Here is a 14,319-nt window from a genome sequence, read left to right as displayed (position 1 = left end):
GCTTAGGCCGGGCGACCCTGGGTGTTGCACACGCTGAGGTTGTTCACGCCCAGTGCGCCGGACTGGTTGGCGAACTGCAGGCGAACGGCGTTTTTCCAGGCTGAGCTCAACGGGATCAGCTTCTGCGCGATGATGGCCGCATCGTTGTTGGTGGTGGCGCCGTAATGACGGTTCAGGAAGGCGACGACGGCGGTGCCGTCTGCGGCGTCCTTGTAGCACTGACCGAAGATCAGGTTGGTGTAGGCAACGATGGAGTAGCCGGTGGCCGGGTTGGCCAGCACCGGGGCCCAGTTCTGCGGAATCGCGCGTGCAGCGGCGGTGGCCGGTGGCGCGGCGTTGGCCAGTGCAGTCTGCACGTTGCCGACGGTTGGCAGCAGGTTGTTGACGCGGGCGACCTTGGCGTTGTTGGTGGCATCCACGTCTTCAGGGCCTACATAGCCGATGGCGTCTTCGGTGCCGTACACCGAGGTCACGATATCGCCGCTCAGGGCAACACCCTGGAACGTGGCAGGCTCTGCACCGACCTGAGCGGTGGTGAAGGTGCTGCTGACGCCGAACTGGGTCGGGCACTGGCTGTTCAGGTGACGGGTGAAGATCTCGGAGGTGCCGCTGCTGCCGCTGCGGTAGAACACCTTGATGGCCTTGTTCGGGTAGCTGGCGTCGATCTGGTTCCAGTTGCTGATCGAACCCGAGAAGATCCCGCACAGCTGGGCGCTGGTCAGGTTCAGGTCGTTGACGGCAGTGCCGTTGGCCAGCTTGAGGTTGTACGGGATGGTGACCGAGGTGGCTGCCGACGGAACCTGGATCAGCGGGCCCCACTTGTTGGCGACGTCGTTGCCGGCGCTGTTGTGGTCCAGGTTGTAGGTGTTGATTTCCGCATCGGAAAGGATCGAGTCGCTGCCTGCGAAATCGACGGTCACACCGGCGGGCTTGTTGATATCGGCGGCACGGTTGAACAGGAAAGCCGACTTGCCTTTACCGCTGCCAACACCGGTGTAGGTGTCGAAACCGGCGCCCAGTACGCCTGGGGTGGTGTACAGGCCTTGTGGCAGGGTGGCACCGCCACCGACAACCGCTGCCATCGATTGAGCCGAAGCCAGTGCGGCAACAGCCAGCGAGGCTGCGATCATAGTGCGCTTAAACATGAAGAAGCTCCTTTCGTCGTGTTCGTACGTTGAGGTGAGTCGCGCTTGCATGTCACGGTGGCGTGGCGCAGCGCCTTGATCCAGAGGGCTTGCTGGCCGATCCACGAAGCTTAGGTTGGCAGTGCGCGGTGACAGTCAGAGGAAAAAACATCGGGAGCTTGGCGGGTAATTTCTCGGGTGTTTCGGGTGGCCTCATCGCGGGTCAAGCCCGCTCCCACACAGGTCAGTGTGGGAGCGGGCTTGACCCGCGATGGCTTCACCACCGATGGGGCGGCCCCTCGAGGTCCCGGATTCCCCGGCAACCCACTCGGGTGTTGCCCACCCCCCCAAAAAAAATCACTGCACCAGCTGGTTGATCTCGATGATCGGCAGCAGCACCGCCATCACGATCAGCAGCACCACCGCACCCATCACCACGATCATCAGCGGCTCCAGCAATGCGGTCATGCCCATCGCTCGGCGCTCGATGTCCTTGGCCAGGCTCTGCGCCGCGCGGTCGAGCATCGGCGGCAGGTTGCCGGTCTTCTCGCCGCTGGCGATCAGGTGGATCAGCAAGGGCGGGAACACCTTCTCCACCGCCAGCGCCGACGCCAGCCCCACGCCTTCGCGCACCCGCGCCGTGGCCTCGCTCACGCACTGGTCGAGGCGGTCGTTGGCCAGGGTCTGGCGCGCCGCCTCCAGTGCCCGCAGCAACGGCACCCCGGCACTGCCCAGAATCGCCAGGGTCGAGGCGAAGCGTGCGGTGTTCAGGCCCAGCACGAAGCGCCCCAGCAACGGCAGGCGCAGCACCCGGCTGTGCCAGGCCAGGCGTGCCGACGCGCCGCGCAGGTACACACGCCAGCCCCATGCCCCGGCCACCAGCACGATGAAACACAGCCAGCCCCAGGCCCGGATGAAGTCGCTGGCGTTGAGCATCGCCAGGGTCAGCCCCGGCAGGTCCTGGCGCGCCTGGGTGAAGGCGCTGACCACCTGCGGCACCACGTAGCTGAGCAGAAAGATCACGATGCCGATCGACACCAGCCCGACCACGCCGGGGTAGATGAACGCGGTGAGGATCTTGCCGCGCAGGGTGTTGCGGTCTTCGATGTAGTCGGCCAGGCGCTCCATCACCTGGGCCAGGTCGCCGGACTCCTCCCCCGCCGCGATCAGTGCGCGGTAGATTTCGGGAAAGTCCCGCGGGCGCGCCGCCAGCGCGTCGGCCAGGCGCATGCCGCTGCGCACGTCGCCGCGCACCGCGCCCAGCACCTGGGCGATGTGCTTGCGTTCGGCCTGCTCCAGGGTAGCGCTCAGGGCGCCCTCCAGCGGCAGCCCGGCGGCCAGCAGGCTGGCCAGCTGGCGCGTGGTCCAGGCCAGGTCCGCATCCGACAGCTTGCTGGCGAACAACCCGCCGCCGGCACTGGCGGCAGGCTCCGGCTCGACCTGCAAGGCGCTCAGGCCCAGCCCGCGCAATTGCCCGATCACCGCCGCCGGGCTGTCGGCCTCCAGCTGGCCACGGCTGATGCGCCCCTGGGCATCGGCGGCTTCATAACGGTATCGGCTCATCAGGCGTCCCGGGTCACACGCAGGATTTCTTCCACGGCGGTACTGCCGCTGTCGACCCAGCGCTGGCCGTCCTCGCGCATGCTCAGCATGCCGGCCTGGCGCGCTGCGGCGCGCAGGGCCTGTTCGTCGGCGCCCTGGTGGATCAGGCCGCGAATCGGGTCATCGATGCAGAACAGCTCGTGGATCCCGGTACGCCCGCTGTAGCCGGTGTGGTTGCAGCTGGCGCAGCCATGGGGGCGAAACTGGCCGGGGGCATTCGGGTCGGGCTGACGGCAGTGCGGGCACAGCCGCCGTACCAGGCGCTGGGCCAGCACGCCGAGCAGCGCCGAGGCCAGCAGAAAGGGTTCCACGCCCATGTCGAGCAGGCGGTTGACCGCCGACACGGCGTCGTTGGTGTGCAGCGTGGCCAGCACCAGGTGCCCGGTGAGCGAGGCCTGCACCGCGATCTGCGCAGTCTCCAGGTCGCGGATCTCGCCGATCATGATGATGTCCGGGTCCTGGCGCAGGATCGCGCGCAGGGCCACGGCAAAGGTCATGTCGATGCGCGCATTCACCTGGATCTGGCTGATGCCCGGCAGGTCGTATTCCACCGGGTCCTCGACGGTGAGGATGTTGCTGACGCTGGCATCGAGCCGCGCCAGCGCCGCGTACAGGCTGGTGGTCTTGCCGCTGCCGGTGGGCCCGGTGACCAGCACGATGCCGTGGGGCTGGCGAATCAGCACGTCCAGGCGGGCCAGCAGCGCCGGGGCCATGCCCAGGGTTTCCAGTTGCAGACGCCCGGCCTGCTTGTCCAGCAGGCGCATCACCACCCGCTCGCCATGCCCGGTGGGCACGGTGGACACACGGATATCGATGGGCCGGCCAGCCACGCGCAGGGCGATGCGCCCGTCCTGGGGCAGGCGTTTTTCGGCGATGTCCAGCTGCGCCATGATCTTGATCCGCGACACCAGCGCCGCGTGCAGCGCCTTGCGCGGCGAGACCACGTCGCGCAGGGTGCCGTCGACCCGGTAGCGCACCACCGAGTGGGTCTCGAAGGGTTCGATGTGGATGTCGCTGGCCTCGTCGCCGGCAGCCTGGGTCAGCAGCGCGTTGATCATGCGGATCACCGGCGCGCCGTCCTGGGTGTCGAGCAGGTCGGTGATCTCGGGCATGTCCTGCATCAGGCGGTCGAGGTCGACATCGTTCTCGGCCGCGCCGACCGCCGCTGCGGCGCCGCCGTTGTCGCTGTAGGCGCTGGTCAGCAGGCGGTCGAGCTCGTCTTCGCTGACCTGCTCGGCGGCCTGCTCGCCGAACTGGCGGCGCACCTCGCCCAGCGCCCAGGCGGGGGTCGAGGGGCACAGGCGCAGCGGCGCGGCGTGCTCGCCGGCCAGCAGCACCACGCGCTGGGCCTTGGCCCAGGCGTACGGCAGGCGGCTCACCGGGCAACCCCGACTTCATCCAGCGGCACGGCGCGGATCGCCGCACGCGGGGTGCCGATGGCCGCGCCCGCGCGCGGTACGCCCTGCTCGGCGCTGGGCAGCAGCGGCATCTGGGCGTCCGGCAGCGCCCAGGAATGGGCCGGCTTGAGCCCGCCCTGCGCACGGCGGATGAAATCGTAGCGGTTGAGGGTGATGCTGCGCCCCACCTCGGCATCGCGAATGATGTAGGGGCGCAGGAACACCATCAGGTTGGTCTTGCTGGGGGCGCGGCGCTCGTTGCGAAACAGCACGCCCACCCCCGGCAGGCTGGAAAGAAACGGAATGCCGTCGTTGGCCTGGGTGTAGCCGTCCTGCAGCAGGCCGCCGAGCACCATGATCTGGCCGTCGTCGAGCAGGATGCTGGTGTCGATGGCGCGCTTGTTGGTGACCGTGCCGGCGGCACTGGAGGCGCGTTCGTCGACGCTGCTGACCTCCTGGTAGATGTCGAGCTTGACCGTGCCGCCTTCGGAGATCTGCGGGCGCACGTTGAGCTTGAGCCCCACCTCTTCGCGCTGGATGGTCTGGAACGGGTTGTTGCTGGTGCCGCCGCCATCGGTGACGTACTGGCCGCTGACAAAGGGGATGGTCTGGCCGACGAAGATGCTCGCCGCCTCGTTGTCCAGGGTCAGCAGGTTGGGCGTGGACAGCACGTTGCTGCCGCCCTTGCTGGTCAGGGCGCGGGCCAGCACCTTGAGGTCGAGCACCTCGCCGATGCCGGGGATGTTCACCGTGCCGTCCACCACGCCCACGCTCAGGCCGGGGGGCAGCGCGTCGATGCTGTTCCTGGCACCGCGATTGAACCCGGCACCGCCCAGGTTGGCGCCGCCGAACACACCGTTCTTGCCCAGGTTGCCGGCCTGCCACTGGATGCCGAATTCGTTGGCGTCGTCTTCGCTGACCTCGACGATCAGGCTTTCGATCACCACCTGGGCGCGGCGCTGGTCGAGCAGGTCGATCACCTCGCGCAGGTTGCGGTACAGCGGGTCGGGTGCCGAAATCAGCAGGGTGTTGGTGGTGGCGTCGGCCTGGATGGTCACCCCGCCGGCGGAAAACGCGGTGTTCTGCTCGCTACCCTGCGAACCGTTGCCATAGGCGTTGCCGGCCTGGCCGAGGCTGGCCCCGTAGGTGGCGGCTGGCGGGGTGGCGCTGGTGGTCTGCGCGGTGTTCGCCGCCGCGCCGCTGCCGTTCTGCTTGCCTGCCAGCAGGCCACCGCCACTGAGCCTGGCGCGGGCGTCGTCACCGCTGCGGCTGTCGCTCTCGCCGGTGAGCAGCCCGCGCAGGGCCTGGGCCAGCTTGCCGGCCTGGGCGTTGCGCAGGTACACCACGTGCAGGTTGCTGGGGTTGTTCTGTGCGTTGTCGAGCTTGTAGATCAGGTCGCGGGCCAGTTGCGTGCGCTCGGGGCTGCCGGCGCGGATCACCACGCTGTTGGAGCGCGGGTCGCCGATCACGCTGATCTTCTGGGTGGGGTCGTTGCCCTGGGTTTCGAGCAGCTCCGAGACCATGGCCGCGATGTCGCTGGCGATGCCGTTCTGGATCGCCACCACGTCGGTGTCGATGGCGCTGGGGATGTCGATGCTGTCGAGCAGCCGGGCCACACGCTCGAGGTTCTCGGCATAGTCGGTGACCACCACGGTGTTGTTGCCGGGGTAGGCGTTGATCGGGTTGTTGGGCGACACGATGGGGCGCAGCACCGGGATCACGTTGACCGCGTTCTCGTATTGCAGACGGAAGGTGCGGGTGAGCATGCCGGTGCCGGCATCCTTGCTGTTGATCGGCCCGCCCAGCAGCTTGGCGTCGGCCTCGGGCACCACCTGGCTGACCCCGCCCACGTCGACCACGCTGAAGCCCTGCATGCGCAAGGCCGCCAGCAGCATGGCGTAGGCACGTGTGGCCGGCACCTCGCCTTCGGACACCAGGGTCAGCTGGCCCTTGACCCGCGGGTCGACCAGAAACTGGCGCCCGGTGGCCCGCGACAGGGCGCGCACCACGGCCTGGATGTCGGCGTCGACGAAGTTCAGCTGCACCGGCTGGTCGCCCACCGCGCCAGGCCCCACAGCGATGGCAGCGCCAGTGCCAGTACCAGGGGAGCCAGGCCGGCCAGTCGGCGCGGCAGTTGGGTGCACATCATGACGATTCCTTAGCGCCTTGCGCCTGGTCCAAGCGAACGATTCCGGAGAACGACGCCGTGGCCGAGGGGTCGGCCAGCGGGTCGCGTTGCAGGCGGCTGTGCACCACCGTCAGGCCCAGTTGTGCGGGGGCCTGCAGCAGCCAGGCGGTGGCGGCCTCGGCGGGGGCCTGGACAAGATCGAGCTGCCAGCCGCCCTCCACCGCCTGAAGCTGGTAATGGCCGCCCAGCCCGGCGTGCTCCAGGCTCTGGCGCAGGGCCGGCGCCTGTTGCGCGGCGCCCGGCAGTGAGGGGGTTTGGGCCAGCAGCCCGTCGAGGGTCTGCGCCTGGCTGCGCAGCCTGGGCGTTTCGGCCTCCCAGTGGGCGATGCGCGCCAGTGCCGGCTGCACCAGCACCAGCCACCACAGCGTGGTGCCCAGCAGCAGTGCGGTCAGGGCCACGGCGCGGCGCTCGCGCGCACTCAGGCCGTGCCACCAGGGGCGCAGGCGGCGCAGGGGGTGCCGTGCCTTACTCAACATTGGCCACCTCCTCGCCCGTGGCGGTCGCCGGGCGCAGGGTCCAGCCGTGGTCGCTGCTGCTGGCCTCGATGCCCTGTGCCGCCAGCTGTGTTTGCCAGGCGTTGTCGGCCGGGGGCCGCGGGGCGCCGGGCAGTGGCTGCAGGTCGAGCACGCCGTCGTGGTAGGTCAGTTGCTCGACTGCGCCGGCCAGAAACGGCATGGCGCTGCCGGCGGCCTGCAGCAGGTGGTTGAAGGGTGCGACCGCGCCATTGTCGCCGGCGGCGAGCTGCTGGCGTACCTGTTGCAGCGGGTTGAGGATCACCTGCAACTGCGGGTAGGCAGCGCGTACCTGCTGGTGCATGTGCTGGCGCAGTTGCTGGCCGGTGTCGGCCAGCCGCGCGGCGTAGAGGTTCAGGCCCAGGGTCCAGATCATGGCGGCGCTGGCGCACAGGGCGAGTGCCCGTGGCCAGCCGTGCTGTGCGGCGGCAGGGGCGCGCAGGCCGCTGTGCAGGCTCGCCACCGGGCATGCGCCGGCCCTTGCCGGGGTCGGGTACAGGCCCCGGGGTTTGAGGCCGGCATTCGACAGCCACTGCGCCAGGCCCTGCAATGCCGCCTGCCCCAGCCATGCCACCGCCACCTTCCCGTCCGCTGCCCGTGGCCCGTGGGCGATATGCACGGCGCGCACATCGCCCAGTATCAGGCCCTGCGCCGCGCACTGCACCGCCGCCCCCAGGCGCGCCGCCGGCAACGGCGGCAGTACCAGCTCGGTGCACAGGCTGTCGTCCGGGTGCAGCCACGCCAGTACCTCGCGGCCCCGCGCCAGGCTCTTGAGCTGCGCCTGCGCCGCCTCGCCCTCGGCCTCGGTCCGGCCCTGGCGGTCCAGTTGCCGATAGCCGACCCGCGCCCCGCCCTCAAGCGCCGCGAGCCGCGGCAATGCCATGTGCAGTTGTGCCTTCATGCGCCCACCCGTGCCCAGACAACCTGTGCCAGGGGCGCCTGCCCGCGCAGCAGCAGCGCCTCCAGGCGCACCTCGCGCGAGCCGCTGCGGGCCACGCCGTGCAGGCGGAACCAGTCGCTGGTAATGCCAACCGGCACGCTTTCGAGCACCACGTGGGGCATCTGCAGGCGGTTGACGAAATCCCCGCGGTTGACGAACCAGCGCCCGCCGTCGCGCTCGGCGATCAGCTGGCGCGCCTTGTCTACGCTCAAGCCCGGCACCTGCGCCGCCAGCACCTCGGCCGACGCGGTGTTGCCATTGATCCAGGTGTTGGCCGGCAGCACCGTGGCCACTCGGCGCAGGCGCGCCAGCCCTTCGGCATCCAGCCCCGGCACGGCCAGCTGGTCGAGGCTGCGCAGCATCGGCCGGCGTGCCGGCACCGGGCGCGAAGCGGCACCCGGCGAGGTTGCGCGGCCACTGTCGAAGCCGTGCACCGCCTCGGCCACGGGCGCCTGCCGGCGCGGGTAGCCGTCGATCACCCGCGCCGCGATCGCCCGTGCCACCGGCGCGGCCAGGCCGATCAGTGCACACAGGCGCTCGAAGGTGGCCAGGGCCTGCTCGTCGGGTTGCTCTTCGACCACCAGGTTGCGCAGGTTGAACTTGCCCTGCTCGTCTTCCAGCCGGCCCTGAAACACCGCGCCGTGCTCACCCACCGGCAGGCCGGCGATGGGGCGCGCCCAGCCCTGGTCGAGGCGTACCAGCGGGTCGACGCGGCGCTGCTCGGCCAGTACCTCACGGCTCCAGGCCAGGCCCGCGTGCAGCACGCCCTGCCCCTGGGCACGCTGCTGCAGGCTTTCCAGCTCACGGGTGTATACGCTCTGGCGGCTGATCATGCCCGCTGCGATCACCGCCACCACGGCGGCAATCAGCAAGGCACTGATGATCGCCATTCCGCGTTGCTGCGCGGACGGTCTCATCACGGCGCCTACAGCTGCCAGGAGCCGATATCGGCGTTCACGCCGTCGCCGTCAGGCTCGCCATCGGCGCCCAGCGAGAACACGTCGATCTCGCCGTTGGCACCGGGGTTGAGGTAGTGGTAGGGGCGGCCCCAGGGGTCGTTGGGCAGGCGCTCCAGGTAGGCGCGCCAGGTGCCGGGCTTGGCCGAGGCGGGTTTTTCCACCAGTACCTTGAGGCCCTGGGCGGCGCTGGGGTAGCTGCCGTTGTCCAGGCGGTAGAGCTTGAGCGCCTGCATCAGCCCGGCGATGTCCTGGCGGGCGGCGGTGGCACGCGCCTGGTCGGGGCGGTCGAGCACCTTGGGCACCACCATCGCTGCCAGGATCCCGAGGATGACCACCACCACCATGATCTCGATCAGGGTGAAACCGCGTTGGCGACGGGGGGCAGAACGGCGTGGGCAGGTAAGCGACATCTCGGCATTCCTTGGCGGGATTCGGGGGCCGATTGTGGCAAGGGCATATGTCAGTGGTATTGAAAATCCTCGGGAGTTCCGGTCGCCAATCGGTCAGACAGACCCCCTAGGATGCAGCTTTGCCCACACCGAGATGCCCATGCGCAGACGCCGCCCGCAACAGGCCGGTTTTACCCTGATCGAAGTGCTGGTGGCGCTGGCCATCGTGGCCGTGGCGATGGCCGCTGCAGTGCGCGCGGCCGGGCTGATGACCCAGGGCAATGGCCTGCTGCGCGACAAGTCGCTGGCCCTGCTCTCGGCCCAGGCGCGCCTTGCCGAACTGCGCCTGGAAGGCCAGGCAACCCCGGGCCTGCGCCGCTTGGCGTGCGACCAGGGGCGCCTGCGCCTGCGCTGCGAGCAGCAGGTCGACAGCCGCCCCGGTGGGCTGCTGCAGGTGCGCCTGGAGGTGTTCGAGCGTGACCGTGAAGGCCCGCCGCTGGCGCGCCTGGAGAGCTGGCTGGGCCAGGCGCCTAGGGGCGAATGAGGCGCGGCAGCGCGGGGCCTTCGGGCAGTCGGGCGATGCCGATGCGGCTGCGCTCCCCGGCGCGCTCGATCACCAGCGCATCGGCTTCTATGGCCACCAGTTGCACCCCCTGCGCCAGTTGCTCGCCCACCCGCACGGCCTGTGGCGCGCCGCCGTTGAGCGAGACGATGGTCACCGCACCGGCACTGCCGGCCAGCAGCCCGCTGAGGCTGATGTCGACCTGCGCCGGCAGGTTGGCGAACCACAGCCCGGCGGGGGCCGGGGGTGCCGATAGGGTCTGCTCCATGGCAGCCGGCACCGGTTGGGGGGTGGGCGTCCAGAGCAACGTGCCCCAGGTCGCGAGCCCGGCCAGCGCCGCGAGCAGCGCCGCGCCCTGGACCAGTTGCGGGGCAGCCACGGGTTTGAATGCTAGTGCCATGGGGAACGGTCTCCGTGTGGTTCCTGGCCCGAGCATACGCGCCGATTCTCACGCTTTTGTTTCACACGACGATCATCTTCGCCGTGCACGCTGTCACCAGCCAAGGAGGCATCGCCCCATGCAACGCAGCCATCCACAACAGGGCTTTACCCTGATCGAACTGATGGTGGTGCTGGTGATCGTCGGCATCGCCAGCGCCGCCATCAGCCTGAACATCCGCCCCGACCCGGCCAGGGCCTTGCGCGAAGACGCCGAGCGCCTGGCGCAATTGCTGCTGGTGGCCCAGAGCGAGGTGCAGGCCGATGGCCGCGCCCTGCTCTGGCAGGCCGACCGCGACGGCTACCGTTTTGTGCGGGCCGGCGCGGCGCTGGACAGCGACCCGCTGCTGCGCCCGCGCCCCTGGCAGGCCGCGCCGGTGACGGTGCAGCGCACCCCGCAGCGGGCCGTGCGCATCGACCCGGAATGGATCGGCGAGCCGCTGACCCTGCGCCTGGTCAGCGGCCAGCAGCAGATCGAAGTGCGCCGCGATGCCGCCGGCCGTGTCGAGGTGCACCTGCCATGAGGCGCCACCCGCAAGGCGGGTTCACCCTGATCGAGGTGATGGTGGCGATCCTGTTGATGGCCATCGTCAGCCTGGTGGCCTGGCGCGGGCTGGACAGCGTCAGCCGCGCCGACCGCCACGTCAAGGACAGCACCGAACAGGCCCGCGCCCTGCTGCGGGTGTTCAACCAGCTGGAGCGCGACCTGGCCCTGCGTGCCAGCAGCGAACTGGCCGAGCCGGTGCTGGCTGGCATGGACCCGCCCAGCGAAAAACCGCTGCCTGCGGTGCGGGTGCAGGCCAGCGACGGGCGCCCGGCGCGCCTGGAGCTGATTCGCAGCAGCGCCGCCGACGACGGCCTGATGCGCGTGCGCTGGTGGTTGCAGGGTGGCACGCTGTACCGCGCCGCGGCGCCGGCACGCGACCGCTTCCCGCTACCGGCACCTGCCGGCCGGGTGGCGGTACTGGAGGATGTGGCTGAATTCAACCTGCGGGTGTGGGAGCCGGGCAAGGGCTGGCGGCACCTGACCGGCGAGGCCCGGGACAATCCGCCGGGGCTCGAGATCGAACTGCTGCGCCAGAGCGCGCAGGGCCCGCAGCGTTACCGCCAGGTACTGGGGCCGCTCAACTGAGCAGCACCACGCCACCGGGCAGTTCGGTGCAGCGTGCGCCGTAGGCATCGCGGATCAGCTGCGCCACCCCTGGCAGCTGCGCCAGGCTGAAGCGCGCCTGCACCTTGCGTCGCCCCAGGCTGGGGTTGAGCAGCACCAGCATGCCGGGGCGGTAGCGGTTGATTTCGTCGATCACCTGGCTCAGCGGCGCGTCATGGAACACCAGCCGCTGCTCGCGCCAGGCCATTACCTGTTCGGCATCGAACGGCTGCGCGCTGCCGGCGCTGCGGGCGTCGTAACGCAGCTGCTGGCCGGCGGGCACGGGCAAGCTGCGGCCCTGCCAGAGAATCTGCACCTGGCCCTGCAGGCAGGTGACGCACACGGCCGAATCGGTGTGGCGCACATTGAAGCGTCCGGCCTGGGCCGACACCCAGGCCTGCCCGGCCTGCACCTGTACCGGGGCCTGGGCCAGCACCTCGACCTCGCCTTCGAGCAGGGCGATCGTTTCGCCGCTGCGGTTGATGCGGGTCTGGGTGTTGGGCTCCAGGGGGATGCCCTGGGTCAGGTCGATGCGCCGCTGCTCGCCAACGCCGGTGTGAAAGTCTGCCGCTGGCGTGCCGAGCCCGTCCACCAGGTTGCTGCGCAGCAGCACGAAGGCTGCCGAGGCCGCCAGCGCGCCGCCCAGGAACGCGCGGCGCCCCAGGGTGCGCAGGGGCACCACGCGCTCGGCCTGGCGCGCCGCCGGCTCCAGCTGCTGCCACAGCTGGCGGGCCTGCTCGAAGGCCTGGGCGTGCGCCGGGCTCTGTGCGCACCACTGGCGCAGGGCGCGTGCGTCGGCGACGGTGGCGCGCCCGGAGGTAAGCAGCAGCAACCAGTCCTGGGCCTGGCTGTGCAGGCTGGGTTCAGCCGAAGTCTGGGGTGTCATGGTCTGAGGGGCCTGCATCAAAATGGCGCTGTGTATTGTTCAAGACGGTTTTCCCGCACCGGGACCGAACCGCTGGAACACTTTTCTTTCCAGCCGGGTGGCGCAGTAACCCAGTGCGGCCTTGAGCTCCTTCTCGACCATGCGCGTGGAGATGCCGAAGCGCTGGGCGATTTCCAGGTGCGAGGCTTCCTCCAGGCGCGCGGCAATGAAGATACGCCGGCGCCGTGCCGGCAGTTCGTAGAGTGCGCCGAGCAGGCACTGGATTTCCTGCTGGCCGCCGACAATGCGCGCCGGGTCCTGGTCTTCGGCCACCTGCAGCAGGTCTTCGACCTCGGCGCCGGTGAGCAGCCGGGCGTCGGCCTGGCGCCGGTCGGCGGCGATGTTCAGGGCCATGCGGTAGAGGTAGGCGTTGGGCTTGTGCAGCGCGTGGGTGGCCTGCATGCGGTCGACCCGCAGGTAGGTTTCCTGGAGCACGTCGCAGGCCAGGTCGTCCGAACCCAGGCGGCGTTTGAGGCGCACCTTGAACTCGTCGTAAGAGGTCAGGAACAACGTGACCAGAGGTGTATTCATACTGCCTAGCCTCCATGCGATTAAGGGCAGTCCATGCGTGTATCGGGCAACAGCAGCAGCGTCACCGGTTGCGCCAGCGCCGAGGGCGGTGGCCGCTCCAGGCGCAGGGCGCGCAGGCTTTCGACCAGCGCGCTGTCACGCCGGTGATCGCCGGTGGAGGCCAGCAGGCGGCTCTGGGCCAGCACCCCGCGGGCGTCGATCCATACCTGCACCGCGGCCCGGTAATGGCCTGGGCGTGCCAGCGCGCTGGCACACAGCGCCTGTTCCACGGCGCGTTGCAGCGTGCGCGCATAATTGCCGGCCGCGCCGGCCCCGCCTGTGGCACGCGGGTTCGGCGCGGCTGCCGGCAGTGCCACGCGCTGCACGGTGAAGGCCTCGGCGCCGCTGTAGCGGGCCATCAGCCCGCTGCCTTCGAGCAGCCTGCGCAGGCCGTCGCGGGCGCTGAACGCGCCGCTCAGCGGCATCGAGCGCTGGCGTGCGGTCAGCTCCCGGTCCACCAGCACCGCCATGCCGCTCTGCTGGCCGAAGGCGTGCAGCGCCTCGTCCAGTGGCTGGGCCGGTATGTCGAAACGGATCGGGCCTGCGCCGTGCACCGGCATCGCCAGTACGGGCAACAGCAGCACGGCGATTCTGGCAAGGCAGTGGCGCAAACCGGTGTCTCCCCCGAAAGTCGCCATCGTGGGGCCTGTGTATGAATCTGATGTGACAGCGGTAGGCAAAAAACCTTAACGATGTGGGAAGTCGCCTGGGGCTAGACTGGGGGAAACCGCTTCAGGGAGGGCATGGACATGGGCTGTCGAATCGCGGGGTTGTGGCTGGTTGCCGGTCTGCTGAGTGGCCTGTCGAGTGGCGTGGTGCAGGCGGGTCAGGACGAGGGTTGCATCGACGTGCAGGTGGGCCAGGCGCGGGCGCTGGCGTACGACTGCCTGACGCGCCAGTTGCAGAACGGCAACGGGCAGCGCGCGGCGCAGGCCAACCGCAAGGCGATGGAGGTGGATGTGAGCCGGCGCGCGCCGAACCAGCTGGGGTTGTTCAACCAGTCGGCCACGGGGCAGCGCATGGGCAATGCGTTCGGGGTGTCGGTGCGGCCGCAGCGGCCGGGGCCGTGATCGGCGCAGTTGCATTCCTGCAGGCCATGGTTCGTTGCAACCAATGTAGGAGCCGGCGTTGCCGGCGAAGCGCCGCGCGGGCGGCGCTCGGTTTTGGGAGCACCGGTGGATTCAAGACAGGCACCTTCCAGCCCGAATGAATTTCAAGGCTGATGATTGAAGGGGTGAGCGAGAAAACCAGCCAGCAATGGCGGTGGACGACTAGTGCCAACCGATGCCCTTGCAGCGCTCTCAGGATCGAGCGCCGCAAGCGCGGCGCTTCGCCGGCAAGGCCGGCTCCTACACGGGGCGGTATTGCCAGCCTCGGTGTGTTCGACACCCGATTGCAGTGAATCCACCTGACATCAGACTTGTCGCCCCTACCGCCCCCGCGGCAAGCAGATGCGAAACTGCGCCCCCCCCAACGCCGACTGCCTCTCTCTTATACACCACTCACGCTCCCGCCGAAGAGAACAACTCAGATCTCTCGTCTCCCCCTCTCCCCCACACAACA

16 protein-coding genes are annotated in these 14,319 nt (G+C 69.5%); 4 read left to right on the top strand and 12 right to left on the bottom strand.

Translation table 11 applies throughout. The annotated features are described in order from the left end of the window. Positions 1–2 precede the first annotated feature (2 nt). From MF6396_RS26305 to gspG, 8 genes are all read right to left on the bottom strand, one after another. A complete protein-coding gene (locus tag MF6396_RS26305; RefSeq protein ID WP_054916084.1) occupies positions 3–1,145 on the bottom strand; it encodes a substrate-binding domain-containing protein in 1,143 nt (380 codons plus the stop codon). 336 nt (positions 1,146–1,481) lie between these two features. Beyond that, the gene (gene gspF, locus MF6396_RS26300) at positions 1,482–2,687 is read right to left on the bottom strand and encodes a type II secretion system inner membrane protein GspF (protein WP_054916085.1); all 1,206 of its coding nucleotides are present in this window, start codon (positions 2,685–2,687) and stop codon (positions 1,482–1,484) included. After that, positions 2,687–4,105 carry a type II secretion system ATPase GspE gene (gene gspE / locus MF6396_RS26295; protein WP_043860340.1) on the bottom strand — a complete coding sequence of 473 codons (1,419 nt, stop codon included), beginning with the start codon at positions 4,103–4,105 and terminating at the stop codon, positions 2,687–2,689. Before gspE ends, gspF begins: the two co-directional genes overlap by 1 nt. Continuing rightward, positions 4,102–6,183, bottom strand: coding sequence for a type II secretion system secretin GspD (gene gspD, locus MF6396_RS26290; RefSeq protein WP_238596484.1), 2,082 nt, complete (start codon positions 6,181–6,183; stop codon positions 4,102–4,104). The genes gspE and gspD overlap by 4 nt, the downstream gene beginning before the upstream one ends. An 85-nt stretch (positions 6,184–6,268) precedes the next feature. Then, positions 6,269–6,787 carry a type II secretion system protein GspM gene (gspM, locus tag MF6396_RS26285; protein ID WP_078481897.1) on the bottom strand — a complete coding sequence of 173 codons (519 nt, stop codon included), beginning with the start codon at positions 6,785–6,787 and terminating at the stop codon, positions 6,269–6,271. Beyond that, positions 6,777–7,724 carry a type II secretion system protein GspL gene (gspL, locus tag MF6396_RS26280; RefSeq protein WP_078481893.1) on the bottom strand — a complete coding sequence of 316 codons (948 nt, stop codon included), beginning with the start codon at positions 7,722–7,724 and terminating at the stop codon, positions 6,777–6,779. Before gspL ends, gspM begins: the two co-directional genes overlap by 11 nt. Continuing rightward, positions 7,721–8,680: a type II secretion system minor pseudopilin GspK gene (gspK, locus tag MF6396_RS26275; protein ID WP_078481892.1), complete on the bottom strand. Its 960-nt coding sequence runs from the start codon at positions 8,678–8,680 to the stop codon at positions 7,721–7,723. Before gspK ends, gspL begins: the two co-directional genes overlap by 4 nt. Positions 8,681–8,688: 8 nt before the next feature. Next, the gene (gspG, locus tag MF6396_RS26270) at positions 8,689–9,132 is read right to left on the bottom strand and encodes a type II secretion system major pseudopilin GspG (RefSeq protein ID WP_054916090.1); all 444 of its coding nucleotides are present in this window, start codon (positions 9,130–9,132) and stop codon (positions 8,689–8,691) included. A gap of 139 nt (positions 9,133–9,271) precedes the next feature. On the opposite strand from gspG, the gene gspI reads away from it, so the two are divergent. Then, positions 9,272–9,655, top strand: coding sequence for a type II secretion system minor pseudopilin GspI (gene gspI / locus MF6396_RS26265; protein ID WP_078481891.1), 384 nt, complete (start codon positions 9,272–9,274; stop codon positions 9,653–9,655). On the opposite strand, the gene MF6396_RS26260 is transcribed toward gspI, so the two are convergent. Next, complete coding sequence (locus tag MF6396_RS26260) at positions 9,642–10,073, bottom strand: type II secretion system protein N (protein ID WP_078481890.1); 432 nt, start codon at positions 10,071–10,073, stop codon at positions 9,642–9,644. The two genes, gspI and MF6396_RS26260, sit on opposite strands and share 14 nt — an antisense overlap. Positions 10,074–10,191: 118 nt before the next feature. Between MF6396_RS26260 and gspH the strand changes: the two genes are divergently transcribed. Together gspH and MF6396_RS26250 are read left to right on the top strand one after the other, a co-directional pair. Further along, positions 10,192–10,635, top strand: a complete 444-nt coding sequence (gene gspH / locus MF6396_RS26255; RefSeq protein ID WP_078481889.1) for a type II secretion system minor pseudopilin GspH — start codon at positions 10,192–10,194, stop codon at positions 10,633–10,635. Continuing rightward, positions 10,632–11,243, top strand: coding sequence for a prepilin-type N-terminal cleavage/methylation domain-containing protein (locus tag MF6396_RS26250; RefSeq protein ID WP_054916093.1), 612 nt, complete (start codon positions 10,632–10,634; stop codon positions 11,241–11,243). The genes gspH and MF6396_RS26250 overlap by 4 nt, the downstream gene beginning before the upstream one ends. On the opposite strand, the gene MF6396_RS26245 is transcribed toward MF6396_RS26250, so the two are convergent. The 3 genes from MF6396_RS26245 to MF6396_RS26235 are packed head-to-tail and all read right to left on the bottom strand — an operon-like array spanning position 11,236 to position 13,367. After that, positions 11,236–12,147 carry a FecR family protein gene (locus MF6396_RS26245; protein WP_193791521.1) on the bottom strand — a complete coding sequence of 304 codons (912 nt, stop codon included), beginning with the start codon at positions 12,145–12,147 and terminating at the stop codon, positions 11,236–11,238. The genes MF6396_RS26250 and MF6396_RS26245 overlap by 8 nt on opposite strands. A 39-nt stretch (positions 12,148–12,186) precedes the next feature. Beyond that, positions 12,187–12,717: a sigma-70 family RNA polymerase sigma factor gene (locus tag MF6396_RS26240; protein ID WP_043860351.1), complete on the bottom strand. Its 531-nt coding sequence runs from the start codon at positions 12,715–12,717 to the stop codon at positions 12,187–12,189. A gap of 20 nt (positions 12,718–12,737) precedes the next feature. After that, positions 12,738–13,367: an STN domain-containing protein gene (locus MF6396_RS26235; RefSeq protein WP_238596483.1), complete on the bottom strand. Its 630-nt coding sequence runs from the start codon at positions 13,365–13,367 to the stop codon at positions 12,738–12,740. Positions 13,368–13,505: 138 nt separating this feature from the next. Between MF6396_RS26235 and MF6396_RS26230 the strand changes: the two genes are divergently transcribed. Beyond that, positions 13,506–13,826 carry a hypothetical protein gene (locus MF6396_RS26230; RefSeq protein ID WP_054916095.1) on the top strand — a complete coding sequence of 107 codons (321 nt, stop codon included), beginning with the start codon at positions 13,506–13,508 and terminating at the stop codon, positions 13,824–13,826. Positions 13,827–14,319: the final 493 nt, after the last annotated feature.

Source organism: Pseudomonas sp. MF6396, from assembly GCF_002018915.1.
Taxonomy (GTDB): Bacteria; Pseudomonadota; Gammaproteobacteria; order Pseudomonadales; family Pseudomonadaceae; genus Aquipseudomonas; species Aquipseudomonas palmensis.
The sequence above is the reverse complement of the archived record's forward strand: the minus strand, read 5'-3'. Positions and strand labels throughout refer to the sequence as shown.

Coding starts and splice junctions, on each gene's coding strand:
- gspI (WP_078481891.1), top strand. CDS start 9,272: ATGCGCAGACGCCGCCCGCAACAGGCCGGTTTTACCCTGATCGAAGTG.
- gspG (WP_054916090.1), bottom strand. CDS start 9,132: ATGTCGCTTACCTGCCCACGCCGTTCTGCCCCCCGTCGCCAACGCGGT.
- gspH (WP_078481889.1), top strand. CDS start 10,192: ATGCAACGCAGCCATCCACAACAGGGCTTTACCCTGATCGAACTGATG.
- gspL (WP_078481893.1), bottom strand. CDS start 7,724: ATGAAGGCACAACTGCACATGGCATTGCCGCGGCTCGCGGCGCTTGAG.
- MF6396_RS26260 (WP_078481890.1), bottom strand. CDS start 10,073: ATGGCACTAGCATTCAAACCCGTGGCTGCCCCGCAACTGGTCCAGGGC.
- gspK (WP_078481892.1), bottom strand. CDS start 8,680: ATGAGACCGTCCGCGCAGCAACGCGGAATGGCGATCATCAGTGCCTTG.
- gspM (WP_078481897.1), bottom strand. CDS start 6,787: ATGTTGAGTAAGGCACGGCACCCCCTGCGCCGCCTGCGCCCCTGGTGG.
- MF6396_RS26230 (WP_054916095.1), top strand. CDS start 13,506: ATGGGCTGTCGAATCGCGGGGTTGTGGCTGGTTGCCGGTCTGCTGAGT.
- MF6396_RS26240 (WP_043860351.1), bottom strand. CDS start 12,717: ATGAATACACCTCTGGTCACGTTGTTCCTGACCTCTTACGACGAGTTC.
- MF6396_RS26245 (WP_193791521.1), bottom strand. CDS start 12,147: ATGACACCCCAGACTTCGGCTGAACCCAGCCTGCACAGCCAGGCCCAG.
- MF6396_RS26305 (WP_054916084.1), bottom strand. CDS start 1,145: ATGTTTAAGCGCACTATGATCGCAGCCTCGCTGGCTGTTGCCGCACTG.
- MF6396_RS26250 (WP_054916093.1), top strand. CDS start 10,632: ATGAGGCGCCACCCGCAAGGCGGGTTCACCCTGATCGAGGTGATGGTG.
- gspF (WP_054916085.1), bottom strand. CDS start 2,687: ATGAGCCGATACCGTTATGAAGCCGCCGATGCCCAGGGGCGCATCAGC.